This window comes from Ruegeria sp. AA3 (assembly GCF_056542905.1).
Map to the genome: position 1 here is coordinate 258,885 of NZ_JBQGAQ010000005.1, position 18,165 is coordinate 277,049.

Consider the following 18,165-nt stretch of genomic DNA (forward strand, 5'->3'; position numbering starts at 1 on the left):
ATATCCGAATTTTGTAGGCCGGGCTTCAGCCCGGCATTCACCATGAGCCTTGGGTCGATTGAGGGGTTTTAATGCAATTTGTTACCGATGTCGCGCGCGGTACCGGGCTGAAGCCCGGCCTACAAGTTTAAACGATGGGTGCGAGCACCCATCCTGAGTTTGCTATTTCAAAGCAGACATTCGGACACATACGAACTCAAGCGATTAAGCCCATAGAAAGAACTTTCGATGGCTACGGTGCATGAGAATACTAGCGCATTGTTTGTCGAATATCGGACAGGGACAATGACATAGCGATTAGTGTCTTCTTCGTCACTCATGTTCGAAATAAAGAAGACACCCACGATGCCGTGTGCACCATGGTCGTCACCAAAACTACTGTTGGCAAGCACGTCTTCAAAGAAACGCTTTTGCTCGAATCTGACTGTTGAATACCACGATCTGTCATGAAAATCCCCGACTTGTCTAAACTCTCGATGGTTGCCCAAAGTCGGAGAATAGCGCTTATCGTATCCCAATTCGAACTCTACAATTTCAGGGAACTCATCGGAAAAATAGATCGCATCAGGGTGGTCGCATCCATCATGATCAATAATGAGATCGAGCACCACTAGAGACCATGCATTATCATTCAAGAACTGAAGAAATTCTTGCCTTTCAGCTTCGCGATTGCCGAAGTCGTCGCTTACTTGATCAGGCGAACAGGAGGTAATGTGCGTATTGAGGTAGGGCGCAGTTCTTGTAGCCCAAAAATACTCATACAAGCCTATGAAAGTCGCTAGCACACCAATTGCTGCCAGCGACCATTTTGCAAAACGAAATGCAGTGTTCATAAACCTCAAATGGGAACTTAGAACACTGATTTCAAGCAGAAATCACCGCGCAAACTTCTTATGCTTCAACCGCTTGGGCTCCAGCGCGTCGGGTCCCAGACGGCGCTTTTTGTCCTCTTCGTAATGCTCGAAGTTGCCCTCGAACCATTCCACATGGGCATCGCCTTCGAACGCAAGAATATGCGTGCAGATGCGGTCGAGGAAGAAGCGGTCGTGTGAGATCACAACAGCGCAGCCGGCGAAATCGACTAGCGCGTCTTCCAGTGCGCGCAGGGTTTCCACGTCCAGATCGTTGGTCGGTTCGTCGAGCAGCAGGACGTTGCCGCCCTCTTTCAGCAGGCGGGCCATGTGGACGCGATTGCGCTCACCACCCGACAGCAGCGAGACCTTCTTCTGCTGGTCGCCGCCCTTGAAGTTGAAGGACGAGCAATAGGCGCGGGAATTGACCTGCGCGTCGCCCAATTGGATGATCTCGGCGCCGCCGGTGATCGCCTCCCACACGGTGTCGTTGTCTTTCAGGTCGTCGCGGGACTGGTCGACATAGGACAGCTCGACCGTGTCGCCCAGCGTTATGGTGCCGCTGTCGGGCTGCTCCTGACCGGTCAGCATCTTGAACAGCGTCGATTTACCGGCACCGTTGGGGCCAATGACGCCGACGATGCCGCCAGGGGGCAGGGCAAAATCCAGCCCTTCGATCAGTTGCTTGTCGCCCATATGCTTCGACAGGCCTTCAACCTCGATCACCTTGCCGCCAAGGCGCTGGCCGTTGGGGATGACGATCTGGGCGCGGGTCAGCTTTTCGCGTTCGGACTGCTCGGCTAGTTCGTTATAGGCGTTGATCCGGGCCTTGGATTTGGCCTGACGGGCCTTCTGGCCCTGACGCATCCATTCCAATTCGCGTTGCAGGGTCTTCTGCTTGGACTTGTCCTCACGGGCTTCCTGCTCCAGCCGTTTGGCCTTTTGTTCCAGCCACGCGGAATAGTTGCCCTCGTAGGGAATGCCGCGGCCTCGGTCGAGTTCGAGGATCCAGCCGGTGATGTCATCCAGGAAATAGCGGTCGTGGGTGACGATCAGGATGGTGCCCTTGTAGTCGATCAGGTGCTGTTGCAGCCAGGCGATGGTCTCGGCGTCCAGGTGGTTGGTCGGTTCGTCGAGCAGCAGCATGTCGGGCGCTTCGAGCAGCAGTTTGCAGAGCGCCACGCGACGCTTCTCACCGCCCGAGAGGTTGGCGATGTTGGCGTCATCGGGCGGGCAGCGCAGCGCCTCCATCGAGACGTCGATCTGACTATCGAGATCCCACAGGTTTTCGGCGTCGATGGCGTCCTGCAGGGTGGTCATCTCTTCCATCAGCTCGTCCGAGTAGTTCTCGGCGATCTCCATGGCGATTTCGTTGAAGCGGTCGACCTTGGCCTTTTTCGCGGCCACGCCCAGCATGACGTTTTCGCGGACGGTGAGCGATTCATCCAGTTGCGGTTCCTGCGGCAGATAGCCGACCTTGGCGCCTTCGGCGGCCCAGGCCTCACCGGTGAAATCGGTGTCGAGACCCGCCATGATCTTCATCAGCGTCGATTTGCCCGCGCCGTTGACGCCGACAACACCGATTTTCACGCCGGGCAGAAAGCTCAGGTGGATGTTTTCAAAGCACTTCTTGCCACCGGGATAGGTCTTGGAGACACCCTGCATGTGGTAGACATATTGATAGGCGGCCATGTCGCGTCCTCTGGGTCGGGGAAATTGAGTTGGGCGGTGTGATAGCGGATGCGGTTGGTGGGGGCAATGACACGAATTAAAGAACTCAGACTGGTCGGAAGACTTCAAGGTATTCGTTAATATATGTGGCGAGAAGCTCACTGCGCGGCACACCCCGCAAGTCTTCTGGCACAAAGCTCTTTTCGGGGTCCTTGACCTTGCTGAGCACCACCGCGGTGCTATTAAAACTAGGCTCCAAATAGTAACGCCACACCATTCTCAGAAAGTAGTATTTGGTAGGGCGCTCTGGGCTTCCTTGTTTGTTTTCAAGTTCAGTCAATCCAATTTGTTCAAACACTTCTTCAATTGGTAATTTTCCGTCACGTAATGCTGAATACAGTTCGGGTTTTTTGATTTTGAGAATGAGCAATCCCGGTATCAACCAAGTCGCGTATTTACCGCCCCATTCCGTGTTTATTGGAGTAGTAGTGGCTGCCAGAGTGCACAGCCTTTCTATATCGCGAAGCGTCAGTTGACGAGCAACCAGGTTGATGTCTGTGTATAGGCTCAAAAGGCCAATTCCTTGAGTATCGTTGCAATTGGTCAGATCGGATACGTAGTTCAAGAAGTTTGGCAGCGTGGGAGCCGCAGACCTTCTTGATTCAACCGGTAGTTCAAATTGAACTTGCATAAATTTTTGTAGGTATCCGCTTGCGTTTGTTTGCCCACCATATCGCGCACGAACCGAATTCTGTAACTCCATCATATTGACGCCCAGTACAAAGTGGATACCTGCAACGTTGAAGAAGTGTTTGATAGTCTCTAAGGTAGAAAGCGCAAAATCCGGTCTGCAACGGTCCAACTCGTCAATCACAACGATCATCTTTTGCGTTGGCGTTCCACTCGCATCTGGTTTGGTCAAGTCGACCAACGCTTGACGAAAGCTTTCCATCGCAACCCGTTTTCCGCTTTCTCTTTTCCAGAATTCGGCAACAGCTCCGTCAAGTTCGCGTGAAGCAGTTTCAATTGCGGCATCCGCCAATTCGTCTGCTTTATTCACGAGACCCGCTGTGGCGACTGAAACCCCGGCACGAATAATTGCCCGACCAAGAGCAGGAGCCACTCGTTTAGCTTTATCCCAAGCCTTTTGGGCGGTTTTGTTACCAGACTCTTCAAACCGTTCGGCAATCGCTCCGGTCAGCGCAATTAAAGGATCGTCTAGAAAGTCATGTTTGAATGCGTCGAAATAGACGGTTTGGGTCGTATTCCCTTCGCGCTTCAAATGCTCTCCAACCCAGCATTTCAGGAAGAATGATTTGCCAGACCCCCACGCTCCGTCCAAAGCTATCACCAGCGGTTCGTCGATCCGTTCAACCAATTCTGAAAGCTTATCACCTGTTGTTTTTCGCGAGAGTTTGTCGTGCTCGGTGAACCCGTCTTCGTAGAGTTTGATCTTGGGCTCTGGAATGGTCAGGCGCATATCTTTCTCCTATTCACAAATCTATCAGCGCTACTCTTAGCGTCTGTGTGTGAAAGGACCAGACTGCTAGATGAGGGGGGTATGGTGCAGGAAGGGCCCGATATGTCTCTGAAAAATCTCATCGCGGGTTGGGCTCAGCCCGGTCGCGTGGAATGGATCGGTCTCAGACCCGTACGGCGGACTGGGATGGAGGTTGTGGAAGAAGCCATGATCTCCACCCTTGGCCTTGATGGTGATCGTAGCCGAGCGGGCAAACGGGCTGTAACACTGATCCAGCAAGAGCATCTGGCGGCGATAGGGGCGTTTCTGGGCCGAAAACCAATTGCGCCGGAAATCCTGCGGCGCAATATGGTGGTTTCAGGGATCAATCTGGCGGCGCTCAAAGGTCGCGAGATTCAGGTTGGCGCAGCGATTCTACGTTTCACCGTGATCTGCGCGCCATGCAGTCGAATGGAAGAAGCGCTTGGCAAGGGCGGTTACTCAGCCGTACGGGGCCATGGTGGCTGGTGTGCTGAGGTCGTACAGCCCGGACCGGTTAGGTTGGGTGATGTTGTGCGACCGGTTGATTGACAAGCCGCCTCAGTTCTGAACATCAGCAAGGAATGCAGCGCAGTACCATACCATATGCACGGCCCGGTCAGGTCGTGGGGTTGTTCGGGGGGTCGTTTGATCCTCCGCATCAGGGCCATGTGCATGTGACGCGCGAGGCGATGAAGGCGTTCGGGCTGGATCGGGTGTGGTGGCTGGTGTCTCCGGGGAACCCTCTTAAGGAGCGGGGACCTGCACCTCTGGCGCGGCGGATGATGGCGGCACGCGCTGTAATGCAGCATCCGCGTGTTGAGGTCACGGATATCGAGGCGCTGACGGGGACGCGGTCGACGGCGGATACGCTGGCGGCGTTACGGCACCTTTATCCTCAAGTGCGGTTCGTTTGGCTGATGGGTGCGGATAATCTGGCGCAGTTTCATCGCTGGAAAGACTGGCGGCAGATCATGGACAGTGTGCCGGTGGGCGTTGTGGCGCGGCCGGGGGACCGAATTTCGGCCCGGATGTCACCGGCGGCGCGGCTTTATGCAAAATATCGCATAGACGGGCAGGCGCGGCATTTGCTGGGGCGGGCGCAGGCTCCGGCCTGGTGTTTTGTGAATGTGCCGATGGTAGATCTCAGCTCGACCGAGTTGCGCAAGCGCGGAGGCTGGAGCGATGAGGTGTTGCCGGAATGACTCCTCTTGGCGCATAATCTTAATCTAGTGATTGTCTGCATTTAAGCTCTGGGATTCTATTAGACCCATGGTTGATCGTATTTCGCGTCGTTTGTTTCTGGGTGGATTAGGGGCGTCTCTGGTTCCGGGCACGGGTCTGGCCGAGGCGCCTTTGGTATCCTTGCGTCCTGTGCTGCGCGGGCCGCAGCCCAGCGGGGCCGAGCGGCTGGTTAAAGCGGCGGGGCTGAGGGGCGAAGTTGTCTTTGCCGTGGCCGACGTTGAAACCGGAACCCCGCTGGAGGTATATGGCGAAGGCCAAAGCCTGCCGCCCGCCAGTGTCGCCAAGGCGTTGACCGCGCTTTACGCGCTGGATGTGCTGGGGTCGGAGCATCGGTTTGAAACCACCTTGATCGCGGATGGACCGATCGAGAATGGCATTCTGAAAGGCGACCTGATCCTTGCAGGTAGTGGGGATCCACTGCTGGATACAGACGCACTGGCCACCATGGCAGCCAATCTGCGCAAGGCCGGAATCACCGAGGTTCGGGGCGCTTTCAAAGTCTATGATGGTGCGCTGCCTTACGTCTTCAGCATCGACCCGGGGCAGCCGGATCATCTGGGCTATAGCCCGTCGATCAGCGGGATTTCCCTGAACTTCAACCGCGTGCATTTCGAGTGGAAACGCGAGGGCACCGGCTATGGCGTGACCATGGATGCGCGCAGCGCAAGTTACACGCCGTCGGTGGATATGGCATCGATGCGAGTCGAGAATCGCAGTCTGCCGATTTACACCTATCAGCCAAGCGCGCGGCAGGATCGTTGGACCGTCGCCAAAGGGGCGCTGGGCAATGGCGGGGCACGCTGGCTGCCGGTGCGCAAGCCTGCGCTTTATGCTGGGGACGTGTTCCGCACGCTGGCACGGGTGAACGGGATCGTGCTGGGCCGGGTTCAGGTAACGCGGCAAGCACCGCAAGGGACCACGCTGGTGGTGCATCAGAGCGATCCGTTGGAAAGCATCCTGAAGGGAATGCTGAGATATTCGACCAATATAACCGCTGAAATGGTGGGCCTGGCGGCGACCAAAGCGCGCGGGGTTGCACCGCAGAGCCTTGAAGAGTCCGCCACTGAAATGAACCGCTGGGCGGCCGCGCGCTTTGGTGCGAATGGGATCGCGATGGTCGATCATTCCGGCCTTAGCGGAGCGTCGCGCATGGCCCCCGCCGGTCTGGTCAAGACGCTGGTAGCTGCGGGGCAATCAGAGGAGCTGCGGCCATTGCTTCGGTCCTTTACGCTGGCCGACAAAAATGGGCAGCCGGTCAAGGATCATCCGATCAAGGTCGACGCAAAGACGGGGACGTTGAACTTCGTCTCGGGTCTTGGGGGTTATATGACAACGGCAGATGGAGTTGATCTGGCCTTTGCGATCTTCACCGCCGATACCGCGCACCGCGCCACGATCCCGCGAGCATCGCGCGAGCGCCCGGACGGCGCGCGGCCCTGGAACCGTCGGTCCCGCAAATTGCAACGCAATCTGATTGAGCGCTGGGGTGCGCTCTACGGCAGTTAGGTTGTATGCCGCGCCCGGGCCCCGCGTTCGATGGCGGCGGCGTGCAGGCGGTCGATGCTCAGCTCGTACCGGATTTCTTCCAGCAGGCGCAGTTCGGTTTCGGCCAGAGTGCCATCCGCGGCGGCGACGTCACAAGCGAGCGCGTATGCTGTTTCGTTTAGTCGCTCGGGCAGGTTTTCACGGATCAGACCAAAAAGGGCATCCAGCCCGTCTTCCTGCTCGAACAGGTCAAATACGATTTGCGAGACACGGCGCGTGCGGTCGATATCGTAGCCTGCAAACACCGGCAGCATGTTCACCGCGCCTTCGATCTTGACCAGCTCTGCGGTTCGGATGTTTTCGTCCGAGGCGGAAACCGCCACCATGATCGCCACAAGGCAATCCTGCGGGGACATGGGATGTGGGATCTGCTCGGTCATAGGGTCGTCCTAATTGATTTTGTGCAGGCGCACGATAGGAGGGGGAACGAAGAGGTTCAACAGCTTGTTTCGAAAACAGCACGCTGATCAGGCCGGGACCCCGGCATCGCGAAACTTGATCAATACACGCCTGCGCAAGTTATCGTCTTCAACGAGTTTCAGAAAGTTCCAGCCTGATAACGAAAAATTGGGGAAGCTGGTCAAAAGGGTTTCGATTAGTGCACGTGTCTTATCGGTCTGTCCGGTGGCATAATAGGATGCAGCAGCCCAGCATAATGCAGGCGGACCAACAGGACCACCGCGCGCGACGTTCTTCTCATGAGCTGCGAGCGCCGCATGGTAATTGCCCGCCATGAAATTCGCGTGCGCGATGACATTGAGATACGGGCCGTTCACAAAATTCGGGCTGAGGCGGAATGCGGTTTCAGCGGCTTGAATCGCGGCGGTGTCCGCGCCGCGCATCCCGTTGATGACGCTACAAATGACATGTGCATCCGCGTCATTCGGCAAGAGTTGCAGACCTTGTTGGGCGGCCTGCAGCGCTTGGTCAAAACGACGTTGCGCTAATAGAGCTACACCAAGCACAGTATACGACCACCCGAAAGTTGGATCGAGTGAGATGGCCTGGTGAGCAAGAGTCTCGGCGCGCGAGCCAAGCGCGTTCGGATTGCTGTGCCCCCAGAGTGCCCCAAATCCGATGATCCACGACAGCCCTGCATATCCGCCCGCAAAGTCGGGGGCCGTCCTTACGACCTGTTCAAACAAATCTTTGGCCGCTGCAAGCCGTTCCGGAATTGGCGGGTAAGGTGTTGATTTAGCCTGAACGAACAGTTCATAGGCTTCCAGGTTGGTGGTATGTACTGCGGTCAGGGACATTGCCTCGGTTCTGGTGAGCTTTACGGACAGGTTCGAGACAACCTCGCTGCAGACTTTGTCCTGCAATTCAAACACTTCTGAGAGCGAACCATCGTAGCGATCAGCCCACTTGTGCCCACCGGATTTTGCATCGATGAGTTGGACATTGATCCGCACACGTTCACCCAGTTTTCGCACACTACCTTCGACAACATTTGCTACACCAAGGCGGCGGCCAATGGTGGGGATGTCGACGGCTTGCCCCTTGAACGCAAAGGTGGAGTTGCGGGCGACGACGAAAAGGCCCGAGATTTTCGACAAATCGGTTATCAGGTCTTCGGTTAGGCCGTCTGCGAAATAGCCTTGTTCGTCATCGCTGGACATGTTGTCGAAAGGTAGGACTGCGACAGAGGGCAAATCAGGCAGGCTTGGATCCGGCTCGATCGGTGCCGATACCACGCCATGTTCCCAGTGCCAGACTTGAATAGGGTGCGCGATGTTCTTGAGGTCGTGCTTACCTCCGTCAGCCCAGCCTATTTCAAGTTTGTTGTACACCTGCTTGTATGCCTCATCCGAGAGGCAGATCCCTCCGGGGTGCGCCAGCGGCTCGATCCGCGCTGCAACGTTTACCCCGTCACCGAATATGTCTTCTTTGTCGACAATTATGTCACCGAGATGAATGCCGATACGTAAAACGATATGCGGTCCAGTGGGGGTGTCCTGCACCGCATTCTTCAGGTTGTCCTGTATTTCGACGGCTGCCTGCGCGCTTGCGACAACGGATGCAAATTCGATCAGAAATCCGTCACCCATGGTCTTTACGATGCGACCACCGTGGCGTTCGACAATCGGCTGGAGCAGTTTCGTTTTCAGGGCGCGCACTAAGTTAATTGTACCGGCCTCGTCCGCAGCCATCATACGAGAGTAACCGACGACATCGGCAGCTACAATCGAGGCAAGTTTCCTTTGGTATTCGTGCGACATTCGCTCGAGCCTAGCCTCGGTGCCGCGTATTACCTAGAAAAAATTGGCCTGTGGTCATTGCGAACGGTGTAAAATCACCACCCTTTATTGACTCATACTGCACCTGCACAATAACAGGAGCCGGTCCGGGCGCATGGGGTGTCTGGCACGTTTCCCGATGGAGTATCCAAATGTCTGACCTGCGTGAAACCGCGATGACGTCCAAGGCGTGGCCGTTTGAAGAGGCGCGGCGGTTGCTCAAACGGTACAAGCAGGGCGCTCCGGAGAAGGGATATGTGCTGTTTGAGACGGGCTATGGACCCTCGGGTCTGCCGCATATAGGCACCTTTGGCGAGGTCGCGCGGACCACGATGGTCAAGCGCGCGTTTGAGGCGCTGTCTGATATTCCGACCAAGTTGATCTGTTTCTCGGACGATCTGGACGGGATGCGGAAGGTGCCGACCAATGTGCCGAACTCAGAAGTGCTGCAGGACTATCTGCAATGCCCGCTGACCTCGGTACCCGATCCGTTTGGCACGCATGACAGCTTTGGTGAGCATAATAACGCCATGCTGCGCCGGTTCCTCGATACCTTCGGGTTCGAGTATGAGTTCTATTCGGCGCGCGAGTTTTATCGCTCGGGCCAGTTTGACGAGATCCTCAAGCGCGCTGTTGAGAAGTATGATGACGTGATGGCTATCATGCTGAAAAGCCTGCGCGAAGAACGTCAGCAGACCTATTCGATCTTCCTGCCGATCCACCCCGAGACCGGGCGGGTTCTGTACGTGCCGATGAAGAAGGTTTGCGCCGAGACCTACACTGTCACCTTCGATGACGAGAATGGCAAGGAATGGACGCTGCCCGTGACCGGCGGGAACGTCAAGCTGCAGTGGAAGCCGGATTTCGGCGCGCGCTGGGCCGCGCTGGGCGTTGACTTCGAGATGTATGGCAAGGAACACGCCACCAACGAGAAGATCTATGATGCGATTTGTCGGGCCTTGGGGGGCCGTGCGCCGGAGCATTTCAGCTATGAGCTGTTTCTGGACGAAAACGGTCAGAAGATTTCCAAGTCGTCGGGCAATGGTGTTTCGATTGACGAATGGCTGACCTATGCACCGACTGAATCTCTGGCGTACTTCATGTATCAAAAGCCCAAGACGGCGAAGCGGATGCATTTCGATGTGATCCCGAAGGCGTATGATGAGTATCATCAGCAGTTGCGGGCCTATCCGGGGCAGGACCTGAAGGCGCAGCTGAATAATCCAGTGTGGCATATCCATGGTGGGAATGTGCCTGAATCCACGCTGATGGTGCCTTTTGCGATGCTGTTGAACCTGGCTTCGGTATCCGGGGCCGAGGACAAAGAGGCGCTGTGGGGCTTCATCCGCCGGTACGCGCCTGAGGCCACGGCGGAAACGCACCCTGATCTGGATCAGGCGGCGGGCTTTGCGGTGCGCTACTTCAACGATTTCGTCAAACCGACGCGCCAGCACCGCGCACCGACCACTCAGGAACGTGAGGCGCTAGAGGCGTTGAAGGCGGCCTTGGAAACCTATGACGGGCCGATCGAGGACGAGGCGCTGCAATCGGTGGTCTATTCCATCGGGCGCGAGCGGTTTGATCCGATGCGCGGCTGGTTCACGGCACTTTACGAAGTGCTGCTGGGGGCGTCACAGGGGCCTCGGTTCGGTGGGTTCATCGCGCTTTATGGCGTGCCGGAAACCATTGCGCTGATCGACAAGGCGCTGGCCGGAGAACTGACCTGATTTGACCTGATCCCGCGCGGGGCTACCCTTGGTTCAGGAGGTGGCCCCATGCGTCGACTATTGCTTGCTGTATCCCTGAGTGCCGGACTGGCATCCGGAGCTTTTGCTCAGAGTGACGAGATCGAGGCCAATATCTCGGCCCAGATACAGGCGTTCAAGGCGGATGACTTTGCCACCGCTTTCACCTTTGCCAGCCCTAGTATTCAGCGCCTGTTTGGTGACCCGGATAATTTCGGGGTCATGGTACGACGCGGTTACCCGATGGTCTGGCGGCCAGCAGAGGTCCGGTTTCTGGAACTGCGCGAGGTCGCCGGGAACCTGTTGCAGAAGGTCATGATCACCGATGGCGAGGGTCGCGTGCATTTGCTGGATTACCAGATGATCCAACAAGAGGGCCGTTGGAAGATCAATGGCGTGCAGTTGCTGGGCAATTCTGACCCGGCGGCGTGAGGCAACACCACCGTCACGGTGGTAAGAGCCGCGATTAATCCCTTTTCGATACTCAGACCCATGCGCTTGGGCTCAGGGCTCGGGCGGTTTCGGGTTTTGGCGCGCGTGCTTGGCGCGATTGGGAAAGGGATTTTACATGAACAAGGCAATCACCGACGGCATCGTGTTCATGCCGCCCGCCTATGCGGCTGGTCTTGGGGTCTGGTCCAGTGGCGACGGCACGCCGGGCTCTCCGACCTATGAGGGGTCGGGCACGGGCGTATTTGTCCCGGCGGATGCGGATTTCGCGGGCTGTCTGGAGATTTATAAGACGGCAGAACCGCAGCGGCTGCGGTACATGGGGCAGACGCCTTTGTTGCCGGGCTGCTATCTGCAGATCAAGGCGCGGGTCAAGGCGATCAGCGGGCCGCTGCCCGAGGTGCGGATCGCGGGCTGGGTTGGCGGGGCCGGAGATGCGCATGTGGACGGGTTGGTCGAGCAGGGCCCGGCGGTGCAACTGACCGGCTATGGCACCGTGCATGAAGTGACCGCCATCGTGGGCACGGGCCTGCGCCCCGGCGTGGACATGCCCTGGGGCAATGCTGCGCTTTATGGTCATTTTGGCCTGGATGTCGAAGGCACGAACGGTGCCGTGGTACGGGTGGATGATATTGAGATCACCGATGTGACCTCAGTCTTCCTGCGGGACATGATCGGTCTGGTCGATGTGCGTGATTTCGGGGCGGTCGGGGATGGTGTCACCGATGACTCGGCGGCGTTTGAAGCGGCGGATCAGGCCGCGAATGGGCGCAAGGTTTATATTCCGCAAGGTGAGTTCCGGCTGGAAGAGAACACTAACATGGCGTCCGAGGTCTCGTTCGACGGGACCGTGACGATGCCGGTCGATAAGATGCTGCTGTTGACCAAGAATTTCGATCTGCCAACCTATATCACCGCTTTCGGTGATGAGATGCTGGCCTTCAAAAAGGCGTTTCAGGCGCTGCTGAACAGCTCGGACCATGAATCGCTGGATCTGGGCGGGCGCAAGATCGCAGTGACCGAACCCATCGATATGGCGGCGGCGGTGCCGAACCGGACGGGCTATGCCACGCGTCGGGTGGTGCGCAATGGGCAGGTTGATGTCAAAAGCAGCTCGGCCTGGGATACCGAAACCTTCACCTCGATCGCGACCTACAGCCCGTCTGATCCCGATACGCTGACCAACGTAGCCAATGTGGCCAATATCCCTTTGGGCTCGCTGGTCACCGGCAGCGGCGTCGGGCGTGAGGTTTATGTGCGGTCGAAAAACGAAAGCACGGGTGAGATTACGCTGAGCGCGCCGACTTATGATGCGGCGGGGACGCAGACCTTCACCTTCACGTCGTTTAAATATCTGTTGGATTTCAGCGGCTTCAGCGCGCTGCAGAAGTTCAACATGGAAGGGATCGAGTTCCAGTGCAACGGTCGGTGCAGCGCGATCCGGCTGTCTCCGGGCGGCAATACCTTTGTGCTGAAGGATTGTTTCATCAGTCGTCCGAAGGATCGTGGCGTCACCTCGATCGGGCGCGGATGTCAGGGGATGCTGATCGATGGCTGTCAGTTCCTGTCGACCGAGGAAAGTCTGGATGTACCGGATCGCAGCTCAATCGCGCTGAACGCCAACGCCAATGACGTCAAGCTGCGCCACAACCGAGCGACCCGGTTCCACCATTTCGCAGTGCTGAGCGGCGACAACAATCTGGTGCTGGGCAACCACTTCTTCCAGGGCGACAACGTGGCGAATGGGGTGCGCAATGCCGGGTTGGTGATCATCGGTGGCTATAACAGTTCGTCCATCGCCGAGAACTATGTCGATAACTGTTTTATCGAATGGACCAACGAGCACGACGCGAACCCGGACTACTTTACCAGCTTCTCGTTCAGCGCGCTGAGCATCACGGATAACATTTTCTATGCCAGCGATGTTGCGCCCTGGTTCAGCTATCTGGTGATCCGGCCCCATGGCACGGGTCATTTCCTGAACGGGCTGACCGTGACCGGGAACAAGTTCCGCGTCAACAATGTGCGGATCGACCGGGTGGATCGGGTCGATACCAGTTTTGCCGATCTCGACCCGGAACGGCACAAGAGAGTGTGTTTTGAGAATAATACGTTTCACGGCATCGATACGCCCTGCGCCAATCCGTTGAGATTGCAGCATACGCAGAGTTCTCCGTCTTCGGCCTGGACCGTCAGTTCGCAGGGGCAGTTACCGTTTGGGGGCCGCGCTCGCGGATGTGATTCGGTTGTGGCCCTGGGCAGTCTCAGGAACGCATCGAACGCGATACGCTATACCGCGCCATATGTTGAACTGAGACAGGGTGCGAGTCAAAGCGATATACGCCTGCGCTGGTCCGAAGGCTTGCGCGGGGCGATCTCGACGATCCTGCGGATCGATACCTGATTGACGTGGCGGGCTGCCCAGTTTTGGGCGGCCCATCTTCAATGGCTGCGCCACAGGGCGAATTTGATTCCGATATTGTCATTGGCTGAATTGCGTTCGGCACCCAGAATCCAGGTGAGGTTGCCTTTTTTCGGGCGATACATCAGCGAGGGACGTACCCGCCAATACCAAGGGCGATCTGAAATATACGAGGTTTCTATCTGTAAGAGCGGGTCAATGCGTCGTCCCGAGGACAGGCCAGCCGTGAAATCCAGCTTACGGATTAGAGCCTCATGCGTGCGGTTTTCGAGCGCGGCGTCGATATTGAACCATCCGCCCCCCAATCCGGTTTGAACCCCTTTGCCATATGAGAGTGTTGTTTTGTACATCGCCCAGGCATCGTATTGACGGTGATGTGCGCCCAGTCCGAACTCGATGGAAAATCGGCCTGCTTGCCCAAAATCAGCGACGGGAATGCGGGCGAAAACCAACGCATGCCCATACAGATCCTGGTGCTCCTCGGCATCCAGCCCGATTGTGAGTTTCGGCCTCAGACCCCACTCGGAATAGAGAGCGGATTTGTATCTATAAATGTTGTCGTCGTCTTGGAAAGCGGTTACTGAGAGCGCGTTGAAGCTTGAGCCTTTTTCGCGCAGCCAAGCCCCGGCGAAGGCCGGAGTGCTCAGCAAAGCGAGCAGCAGATAGATAAGAACCTGACGCGCCATGGCCGCAGCATCGGCAGACTTGGTTAACGGATGGTTAGAATCTTGTTCATCTCCGAGAAAGTTTTTTGACCCTTGCCGCCTTGTATGTGCAGGAAAAGCGTGGCGTTTTCAAAAGCTGTGATAGGCTTGGGGTAGCAAATTAAGGAGAAGCCAGATGCCGCAGATTTCCAAGACCAACAGTTATCAGACCGTCATCACCACATTCGAGATGACCCCCGGAACCTGCCAGGATCTTCTTGAAGCGCTGACGGATGCCTATGCCGAGTTCATCTCAAAACAGCCGGGGTTCATTTCCGCCGGGCTGCATGTGAATGACGCCCAAACCCGGATTGCAAATTACTCGCAATGGGAGCGGCGCGAAGACTTTCTGGCAATGCTACGCACGCCGGAAATGCGGGAACGAAACCGCCGCATCAACGAGCTGTGTAAGAGCTTTGAGCCGGTGATGTATGACGTTGCCGAAACATTCGGCGGTTCCTGACCTGAATCAAGGCGCGCTGTGGCGAGGCAGGGCAAGATGCGGGCGCAACCACGGAGGCACAAGCCATGTACCACAACATCCTTGTCCCTATTTCATTTGATGCCGAACGCGACAGTTCGGCGGCGATGAAACTGGCAAAGTTGCTGGCAACCCCACAGGCGCAGATCACTCTGCTGCATGTGGTCGAGCACATTCCAGATTATGCGATCTCATACATGCCGGCGGAATATCTTTCAGAGACACGCAAAGCGCTTCAGGCTGAGCTTGATACGCTGGCTGCTCGATTACCAAATGCCCAAGGACAGGTGATCGAAGGTCACTCTGGCAGAACAATTCTGGATTGGGCCGAAGTGAACAAGCCCGATCTGATCATTCTGGCCTCGCACCGGCCTGGCATGCAGGATCTGCTGTTGGGGTCAACCGCGACCCATGTGGTACGGCACGCAAAATGCGCAGTGCATGTGGTGCGGTGACGGAGTAGGTTTTTTAGCTCGGTATGGCCATGGCTTTGCCACATACAGGGTGTAAAGCTGCCTCAATGACGACCGGAAATACAAATGATGAGATTGGCCTTAGTCCGCGGATGACAAGGCGGCAACGGCGTGCGGACGAGATGCGTCGGAAAGCTCTGTCGCCGCTGCGAATTCTGCTGATGGTGCTTGCGCTGCCGTTGACAATCGGAATGATCACGATCGGAGTTTATTTGCGCATCTCGGACTACGAGCGTCATGAGGCTGTGGTCCACCTGGTCGCGCTGGCAGGCTGTGACACGGTGCAGCGGCTTGTTCCGGGGCCATTTTTTGAAGGCCGGCCGGGCTATCACAAGCGAAACGACCCCGACGGTGACGGTGTTGCCTGCGGCACCCGTGGTCTGCAACGGCAACGAACGACTGCGATGCCGGGAACTGCCGGGAACGCACCGCGGCAAACTCAGGCACCGCGTGAGCGAACCGTTGGAACCGCGAAGTTCCTCAAACCCTGATGATTATCCCTTCATGGCCTGCAATAACTCCAGCAGGCGCTTGCGGTCATCATCATTCGTGTAATCCCCAGTGGCCAGACGTTCCGCGATGCGCAGGCGCAGGCGTTCCTGCTGGGTGCGGACCTCTTCTCCCGCGGTTTCGGCCAGAGTTTTCATAATCATCGCCACCGCCTGCTGGCGCTTGGTGGTGGGATTGGCGATGTAGTCGACTAGGCTCTGTTGACCGGAATCGAGGATATTTTCGGCCAGATCACGCAGTTGATCGCCATTGGGCAGCAGCGGGGCAGGAGCGTCCGTGGGTGGCAGGATTTCCGGCACGCTGCGCGGGGTTTCGGCCAGCGCGTTCGCACCGTCAACAAAGGCTTCGGTGATCATCCGGGTGATCTTGATCGCGCGAGGGTCCTTGAACAGAGCCGAGGCGATCGCCACGCCGTAATCGGTATAGACCCACGGATTAAACCGCCGCCCGCCGCGGCCCTTGGGTTTTGAAATCACATTCTGTGATTGCAAATCAGCAACCTCGGCATCGTTCAGCTGGAAGCGGTAGCCCTCAAACAGATCCTTGTTGCGCGAGACAGCCTGATTGAAAGCGCTGACGGACTTTCCGTAGAACTGCGCCAGATCCTCGGCCAGCACCACGCGGGTGCCGCGCACCCGGTGAATGGCGCTTTTGACCTCATGCGTGCTGGGCAGGGTGTTTGGGTTCGTCATGGCAACCGTTTGGAATCACAATTTGTGATGACAAACGTGGAGGAGAGCGCGCTGGGCCGCAACCTTGAAGTGTCGGTGCCCAAATGTAGTTGAGGCGTCAGGTTGAAAATACGCGGAAATCCCAAGTATCAATGCGAGATTTGGTGCCACCGTGCTAATTTGCAGGGGGTGAGGCCGTTCCGGTCGCGCCCCATGGCAATTTTGCCCGACGAGGGAGGAAAGTGATGTTTGCACGTATTACCCAATACAAAATGAAGCCCGGCACGCGCGAGGCGGCGACGGCGAAGATGAATGATCTGAAATCCGAAATCATGGGCATGCCTGGCATACATAGTTTTACCAATGTGATGAACGAGGATGGCTCGGGCTATGTGATTTCGGTGGTGGAAAGCGAAGCGACCTCGAACGCGAACGCGCCCAAAGTGGCCGAGCTATGGGGCCATTTCGCCGAATTCATGGAAGGCCCTCCCTCTCCGGTTGGATATGATGTGATTGCCCATTGGGATAAGGGCTAATTGGCAGGGCGGGGTTTTCCCGCCCTCTTTTTGACGAGGTGAAGCATAGGGTTTTACCCTATCACGAGTTTGGGCTGCTTCGGAGTGATGGGGCGAAACTCCATTCTACGCTTGCTGCGCCGATCCTCGGTCAACACTACGCGGGTGCCGCGCATCCGGTGAATGGCGCTCTGGACTTCATGCGTGCTGGGCAGGGTGTAGGGTTTCGTCATGGCAACCGATTGGAATCACAATTTGTGATTTCAAACGTGGAGGAGAGAATGCTACGCTGCAGCCATGAAGTGTATGGCTGTCGTCAATCGAGACAGGACCTGAGCTAGCGTCAGCCGCTCGCCTTGCCCAAATAGGCAAGCCGATAGGCGAGCGCGACACCGCCCGCGCCTCCGACTACATTACCGACCGTGACCCAAAAAAGGTTGCTGATGGTGGCGCCCCAACCGAGTTTGGCACCTGCTAGTGCTCCCTGAGGCAGCAGGTACATATTAGCGATCGAGTGTTCGAGACCCAACAGAACAAACGTCGAAATTGGCCAGAGTATTGCCATGACCTTTCCCACGACCGATCTGGCGGCGAAGCTCAGCCAGACTGCAAGGCAGACTAAGGCGTTGCACAGAATGCCTCGCATAAAGGCTTGCGTTGGAGAGAGATCAATCTTGCCATTTGCGATCGCTGTAGCAGTGGCCCCCATTGGTCCTTCCAGCAAACCGCTTGCAGCGCAAGCAAGGACTAGTGCGACGGCTCCGACTAAATTCCCGAGATACACGAATCCCCAGTTCCTCAACAGGTCACGCATCGAGATTTTTCGATCCACTGCTGCGATGGTCATCAGCGCGTTTCCAGTGAATAGTTCCGCCCCACCAACGACCACAAGGATCAGGCCCAGAGAAAACACCACCCCACCAAGAAACCGGGCTGGCCCAAATCCGGGATCTACGCCGGTCATAACCATAGTGTAGGCGGCCCCACCGAAGCCGATGAAGACACCTGCGAGTATTGCAAGTGTCAGCGTTTGAACGATGGAAAGATGTGCCTTTGCGACACCAGATGTTTCAACCAGTTCTGCAATCTGTGCAGGTTTGTAGGCGTCTACGCCGGTTGGATTGTGAGCCTTCATGCGTCGCATACT

At 56.8% G+C, this 18,165-nt stretch carries 19 protein-coding genes; 10 read left to right on the forward strand and 9 right to left on the reverse strand.

Features of this window, described 5'->3' with window-relative positions; all coding sequences use genetic code 11:
* Nucleotides 1–167: 167 nt before the first annotated feature.
* The 3 genes from ACR0JR_RS11435 to ACR0JR_RS11445 form a co-directional block, all read right to left on the reverse strand.
* Complete coding sequence (locus tag ACR0JR_RS11435; RefSeq protein WP_480456238.1) at nucleotides 168–833, reverse strand: hypothetical protein; 666 nt, start codon at nucleotides 831–833, stop codon at nucleotides 168–170.
* A 42-nt stretch (nucleotides 834–875) separates the two neighbouring features.
* A complete protein-coding gene (ettA, locus tag ACR0JR_RS11440; protein ID WP_480456239.1) occupies nucleotides 876–2,543 on the reverse strand; it encodes an energy-dependent translational throttle protein EttA in 1,668 nt (555 codons plus the stop codon).
* An 85-nt stretch (nucleotides 2,544–2,628) separates the two neighbouring features.
* Nucleotides 2,629–4,002, reverse strand: a complete 1,374-nt coding sequence (locus ACR0JR_RS11445) for a KAP family P-loop NTPase fold protein (RefSeq protein ID WP_480456240.1) — start codon at nucleotides 4,000–4,002, stop codon at nucleotides 2,629–2,631.
* 102 nt (nucleotides 4,003–4,104) lie between these two features.
* On the opposite strand from ACR0JR_RS11445, the gene ACR0JR_RS11450 reads away from it, so the two are divergent.
* From ACR0JR_RS11450 to dacB, 3 genes are all read left to right on the forward strand, one after another.
* Nucleotides 4,105–4,572 (forward strand): MOSC domain-containing protein, encoded by a 468-nt coding sequence (locus ACR0JR_RS11450; protein ID WP_480456242.1) that lies wholly within the window; start codon nucleotides 4,105–4,107, stop codon nucleotides 4,570–4,572.
* 32 nt (nucleotides 4,573–4,604) lie between these two features.
* Nucleotides 4,605–5,225, forward strand: coding sequence for a nicotinate-nucleotide adenylyltransferase (locus tag ACR0JR_RS11455; protein ID WP_480456243.1), 621 nt, complete (start codon nucleotides 4,605–4,607; stop codon nucleotides 5,223–5,225).
* 67 nt (nucleotides 5,226–5,292) lie between these two features.
* Entirely contained in the window at nucleotides 5,293–6,771 is a 1,479-nt protein-coding gene (dacB, locus tag ACR0JR_RS11460; RefSeq protein ID WP_480456244.1) for a D-alanyl-D-alanine carboxypeptidase/D-alanyl-D-alanine endopeptidase, read from the forward strand.
* On the opposite strand, the gene ACR0JR_RS11465 is transcribed toward dacB, so the two are convergent.
* Nucleotides 6,768–7,190, reverse strand: a complete 423-nt coding sequence (locus ACR0JR_RS11465; RefSeq protein WP_170771819.1) for a tellurite resistance TerB family protein — start codon at nucleotides 7,188–7,190, stop codon at nucleotides 6,768–6,770. The genes dacB and ACR0JR_RS11465 overlap by 4 nt on opposite strands.
* Nucleotides 7,191–7,277: 87 nt before the next feature.
* Entirely contained in the window at nucleotides 7,278–9,029 is a 1,752-nt protein-coding gene (locus tag ACR0JR_RS11470) for an adenylate/guanylate cyclase domain-containing protein (protein WP_480456245.1), read from the reverse strand.
* 170 nt (nucleotides 9,030–9,199) lie between these two features.
* Between ACR0JR_RS11470 and ACR0JR_RS11475 the strand changes: the two genes are divergently transcribed.
* The 3 genes from ACR0JR_RS11475 to ACR0JR_RS11485 all read left to right on the forward strand — a co-directional run bounded on the left by ACR0JR_RS11475 (nucleotide 9,200) and on the right by ACR0JR_RS11485 (nucleotide 13,646).
* Nucleotides 9,200–10,774: a lysine--tRNA ligase gene (locus tag ACR0JR_RS11475; protein WP_480456246.1), complete on the forward strand. Its 1,575-nt coding sequence runs from the start codon at nucleotides 9,200–9,202 to the stop codon at nucleotides 10,772–10,774.
* A gap of 48 nt (nucleotides 10,775–10,822) precedes the next feature.
* A complete protein-coding gene (locus ACR0JR_RS11480; RefSeq protein ID WP_480456247.1) occupies nucleotides 10,823–11,224 on the forward strand; it encodes a DUF4864 domain-containing protein in 402 nt (133 codons plus the stop codon).
* 136 nt (nucleotides 11,225–11,360) lie between these two features.
* The gene (locus ACR0JR_RS11485) at nucleotides 11,361–13,646 is read left to right on the forward strand and encodes a glycosyl hydrolase family 28-related protein (protein WP_480456248.1); all 2,286 of its coding nucleotides are present in this window, start codon (nucleotides 11,361–11,363) and stop codon (nucleotides 13,644–13,646) included.
* 38 nt (nucleotides 13,647–13,684) lie between these two features.
* Here ACR0JR_RS11485 and ACR0JR_RS11490 read toward each other — a convergent pair whose 3' ends face one another.
* Complete coding sequence (locus ACR0JR_RS11490; protein ID WP_480456249.1) at nucleotides 13,685–14,350, reverse strand: hypothetical protein; 666 nt, start codon at nucleotides 14,348–14,350, stop codon at nucleotides 13,685–13,687.
* 154 nt (nucleotides 14,351–14,504) lie between these two features.
* Here ACR0JR_RS11490 and ACR0JR_RS11495 point away from each other — a divergent pair, with 154 nt between their 5' ends.
* The 3 genes from ACR0JR_RS11495 to ACR0JR_RS11505 all read left to right on the forward strand — a co-directional run bounded on the left by ACR0JR_RS11495 (nucleotide 14,505) and on the right by ACR0JR_RS11505 (nucleotide 15,813).
* Nucleotides 14,505–14,831, forward strand: coding sequence for an antibiotic biosynthesis monooxygenase family protein (locus tag ACR0JR_RS11495; RefSeq protein ID WP_170771807.1), 327 nt, complete (start codon nucleotides 14,505–14,507; stop codon nucleotides 14,829–14,831).
* Nucleotides 14,832–14,896: 65 nt separating this feature from the next.
* On the forward strand, nucleotides 14,897–15,304 hold the full coding sequence (locus tag ACR0JR_RS11500) for a universal stress protein (RefSeq protein WP_010442458.1): 408 nt from the start codon (nucleotides 14,897–14,899) through the stop codon (nucleotides 15,302–15,304).
* A gap of 65 nt (nucleotides 15,305–15,369) precedes the next feature.
* On the forward strand, nucleotides 15,370–15,813 hold the full coding sequence (locus ACR0JR_RS11505) for an excalibur calcium-binding domain-containing protein (protein WP_480456251.1): 444 nt from the start codon (nucleotides 15,370–15,372) through the stop codon (nucleotides 15,811–15,813).
* Nucleotides 15,814–15,816: 3 nt separating this feature from the next.
* Here ACR0JR_RS11505 and ACR0JR_RS11510 read toward each other — a convergent pair whose 3' ends face one another.
* Complete coding sequence (locus tag ACR0JR_RS11510) at nucleotides 15,817–16,524, reverse strand: ORF6N domain-containing protein (RefSeq protein WP_480456252.1); 708 nt, start codon at nucleotides 16,522–16,524, stop codon at nucleotides 15,817–15,819.
* Nucleotides 16,525–16,748: 224 nt separating this feature from the next.
* Here ACR0JR_RS11510 and ACR0JR_RS11515 point away from each other — a divergent pair, with 224 nt between their 5' ends.
* Nucleotides 16,749–17,039: a hypothetical protein gene (locus ACR0JR_RS11515; RefSeq protein ID WP_170474503.1), complete on the forward strand. Its 291-nt coding sequence runs from the start codon at nucleotides 16,749–16,751 to the stop codon at nucleotides 17,037–17,039.
* Between the two features lie 53 nt (nucleotides 17,040–17,092).
* Here ACR0JR_RS11515 and ACR0JR_RS11520 read toward each other — a convergent pair whose 3' ends face one another.
* Both ACR0JR_RS11520 and ACR0JR_RS11525 read right to left on the reverse strand, forming a co-directional pair.
* A complete protein-coding gene (locus ACR0JR_RS11520) occupies nucleotides 17,093–17,251 on the reverse strand; it encodes a hypothetical protein (RefSeq protein WP_480456253.1) in 159 nt (52 codons plus the stop codon).
* 110 nt (nucleotides 17,252–17,361) lie between these two features.
* Nucleotides 17,362–18,153 carry a formate/nitrite transporter family protein gene (locus tag ACR0JR_RS11525; RefSeq protein ID WP_480456254.1) on the reverse strand — a complete coding sequence of 264 codons (792 nt, stop codon included), beginning with the start codon at nucleotides 18,151–18,153 and terminating at the stop codon, nucleotides 17,362–17,364.
* Nucleotides 18,154–18,165 lie beyond the last annotated feature (12 nt).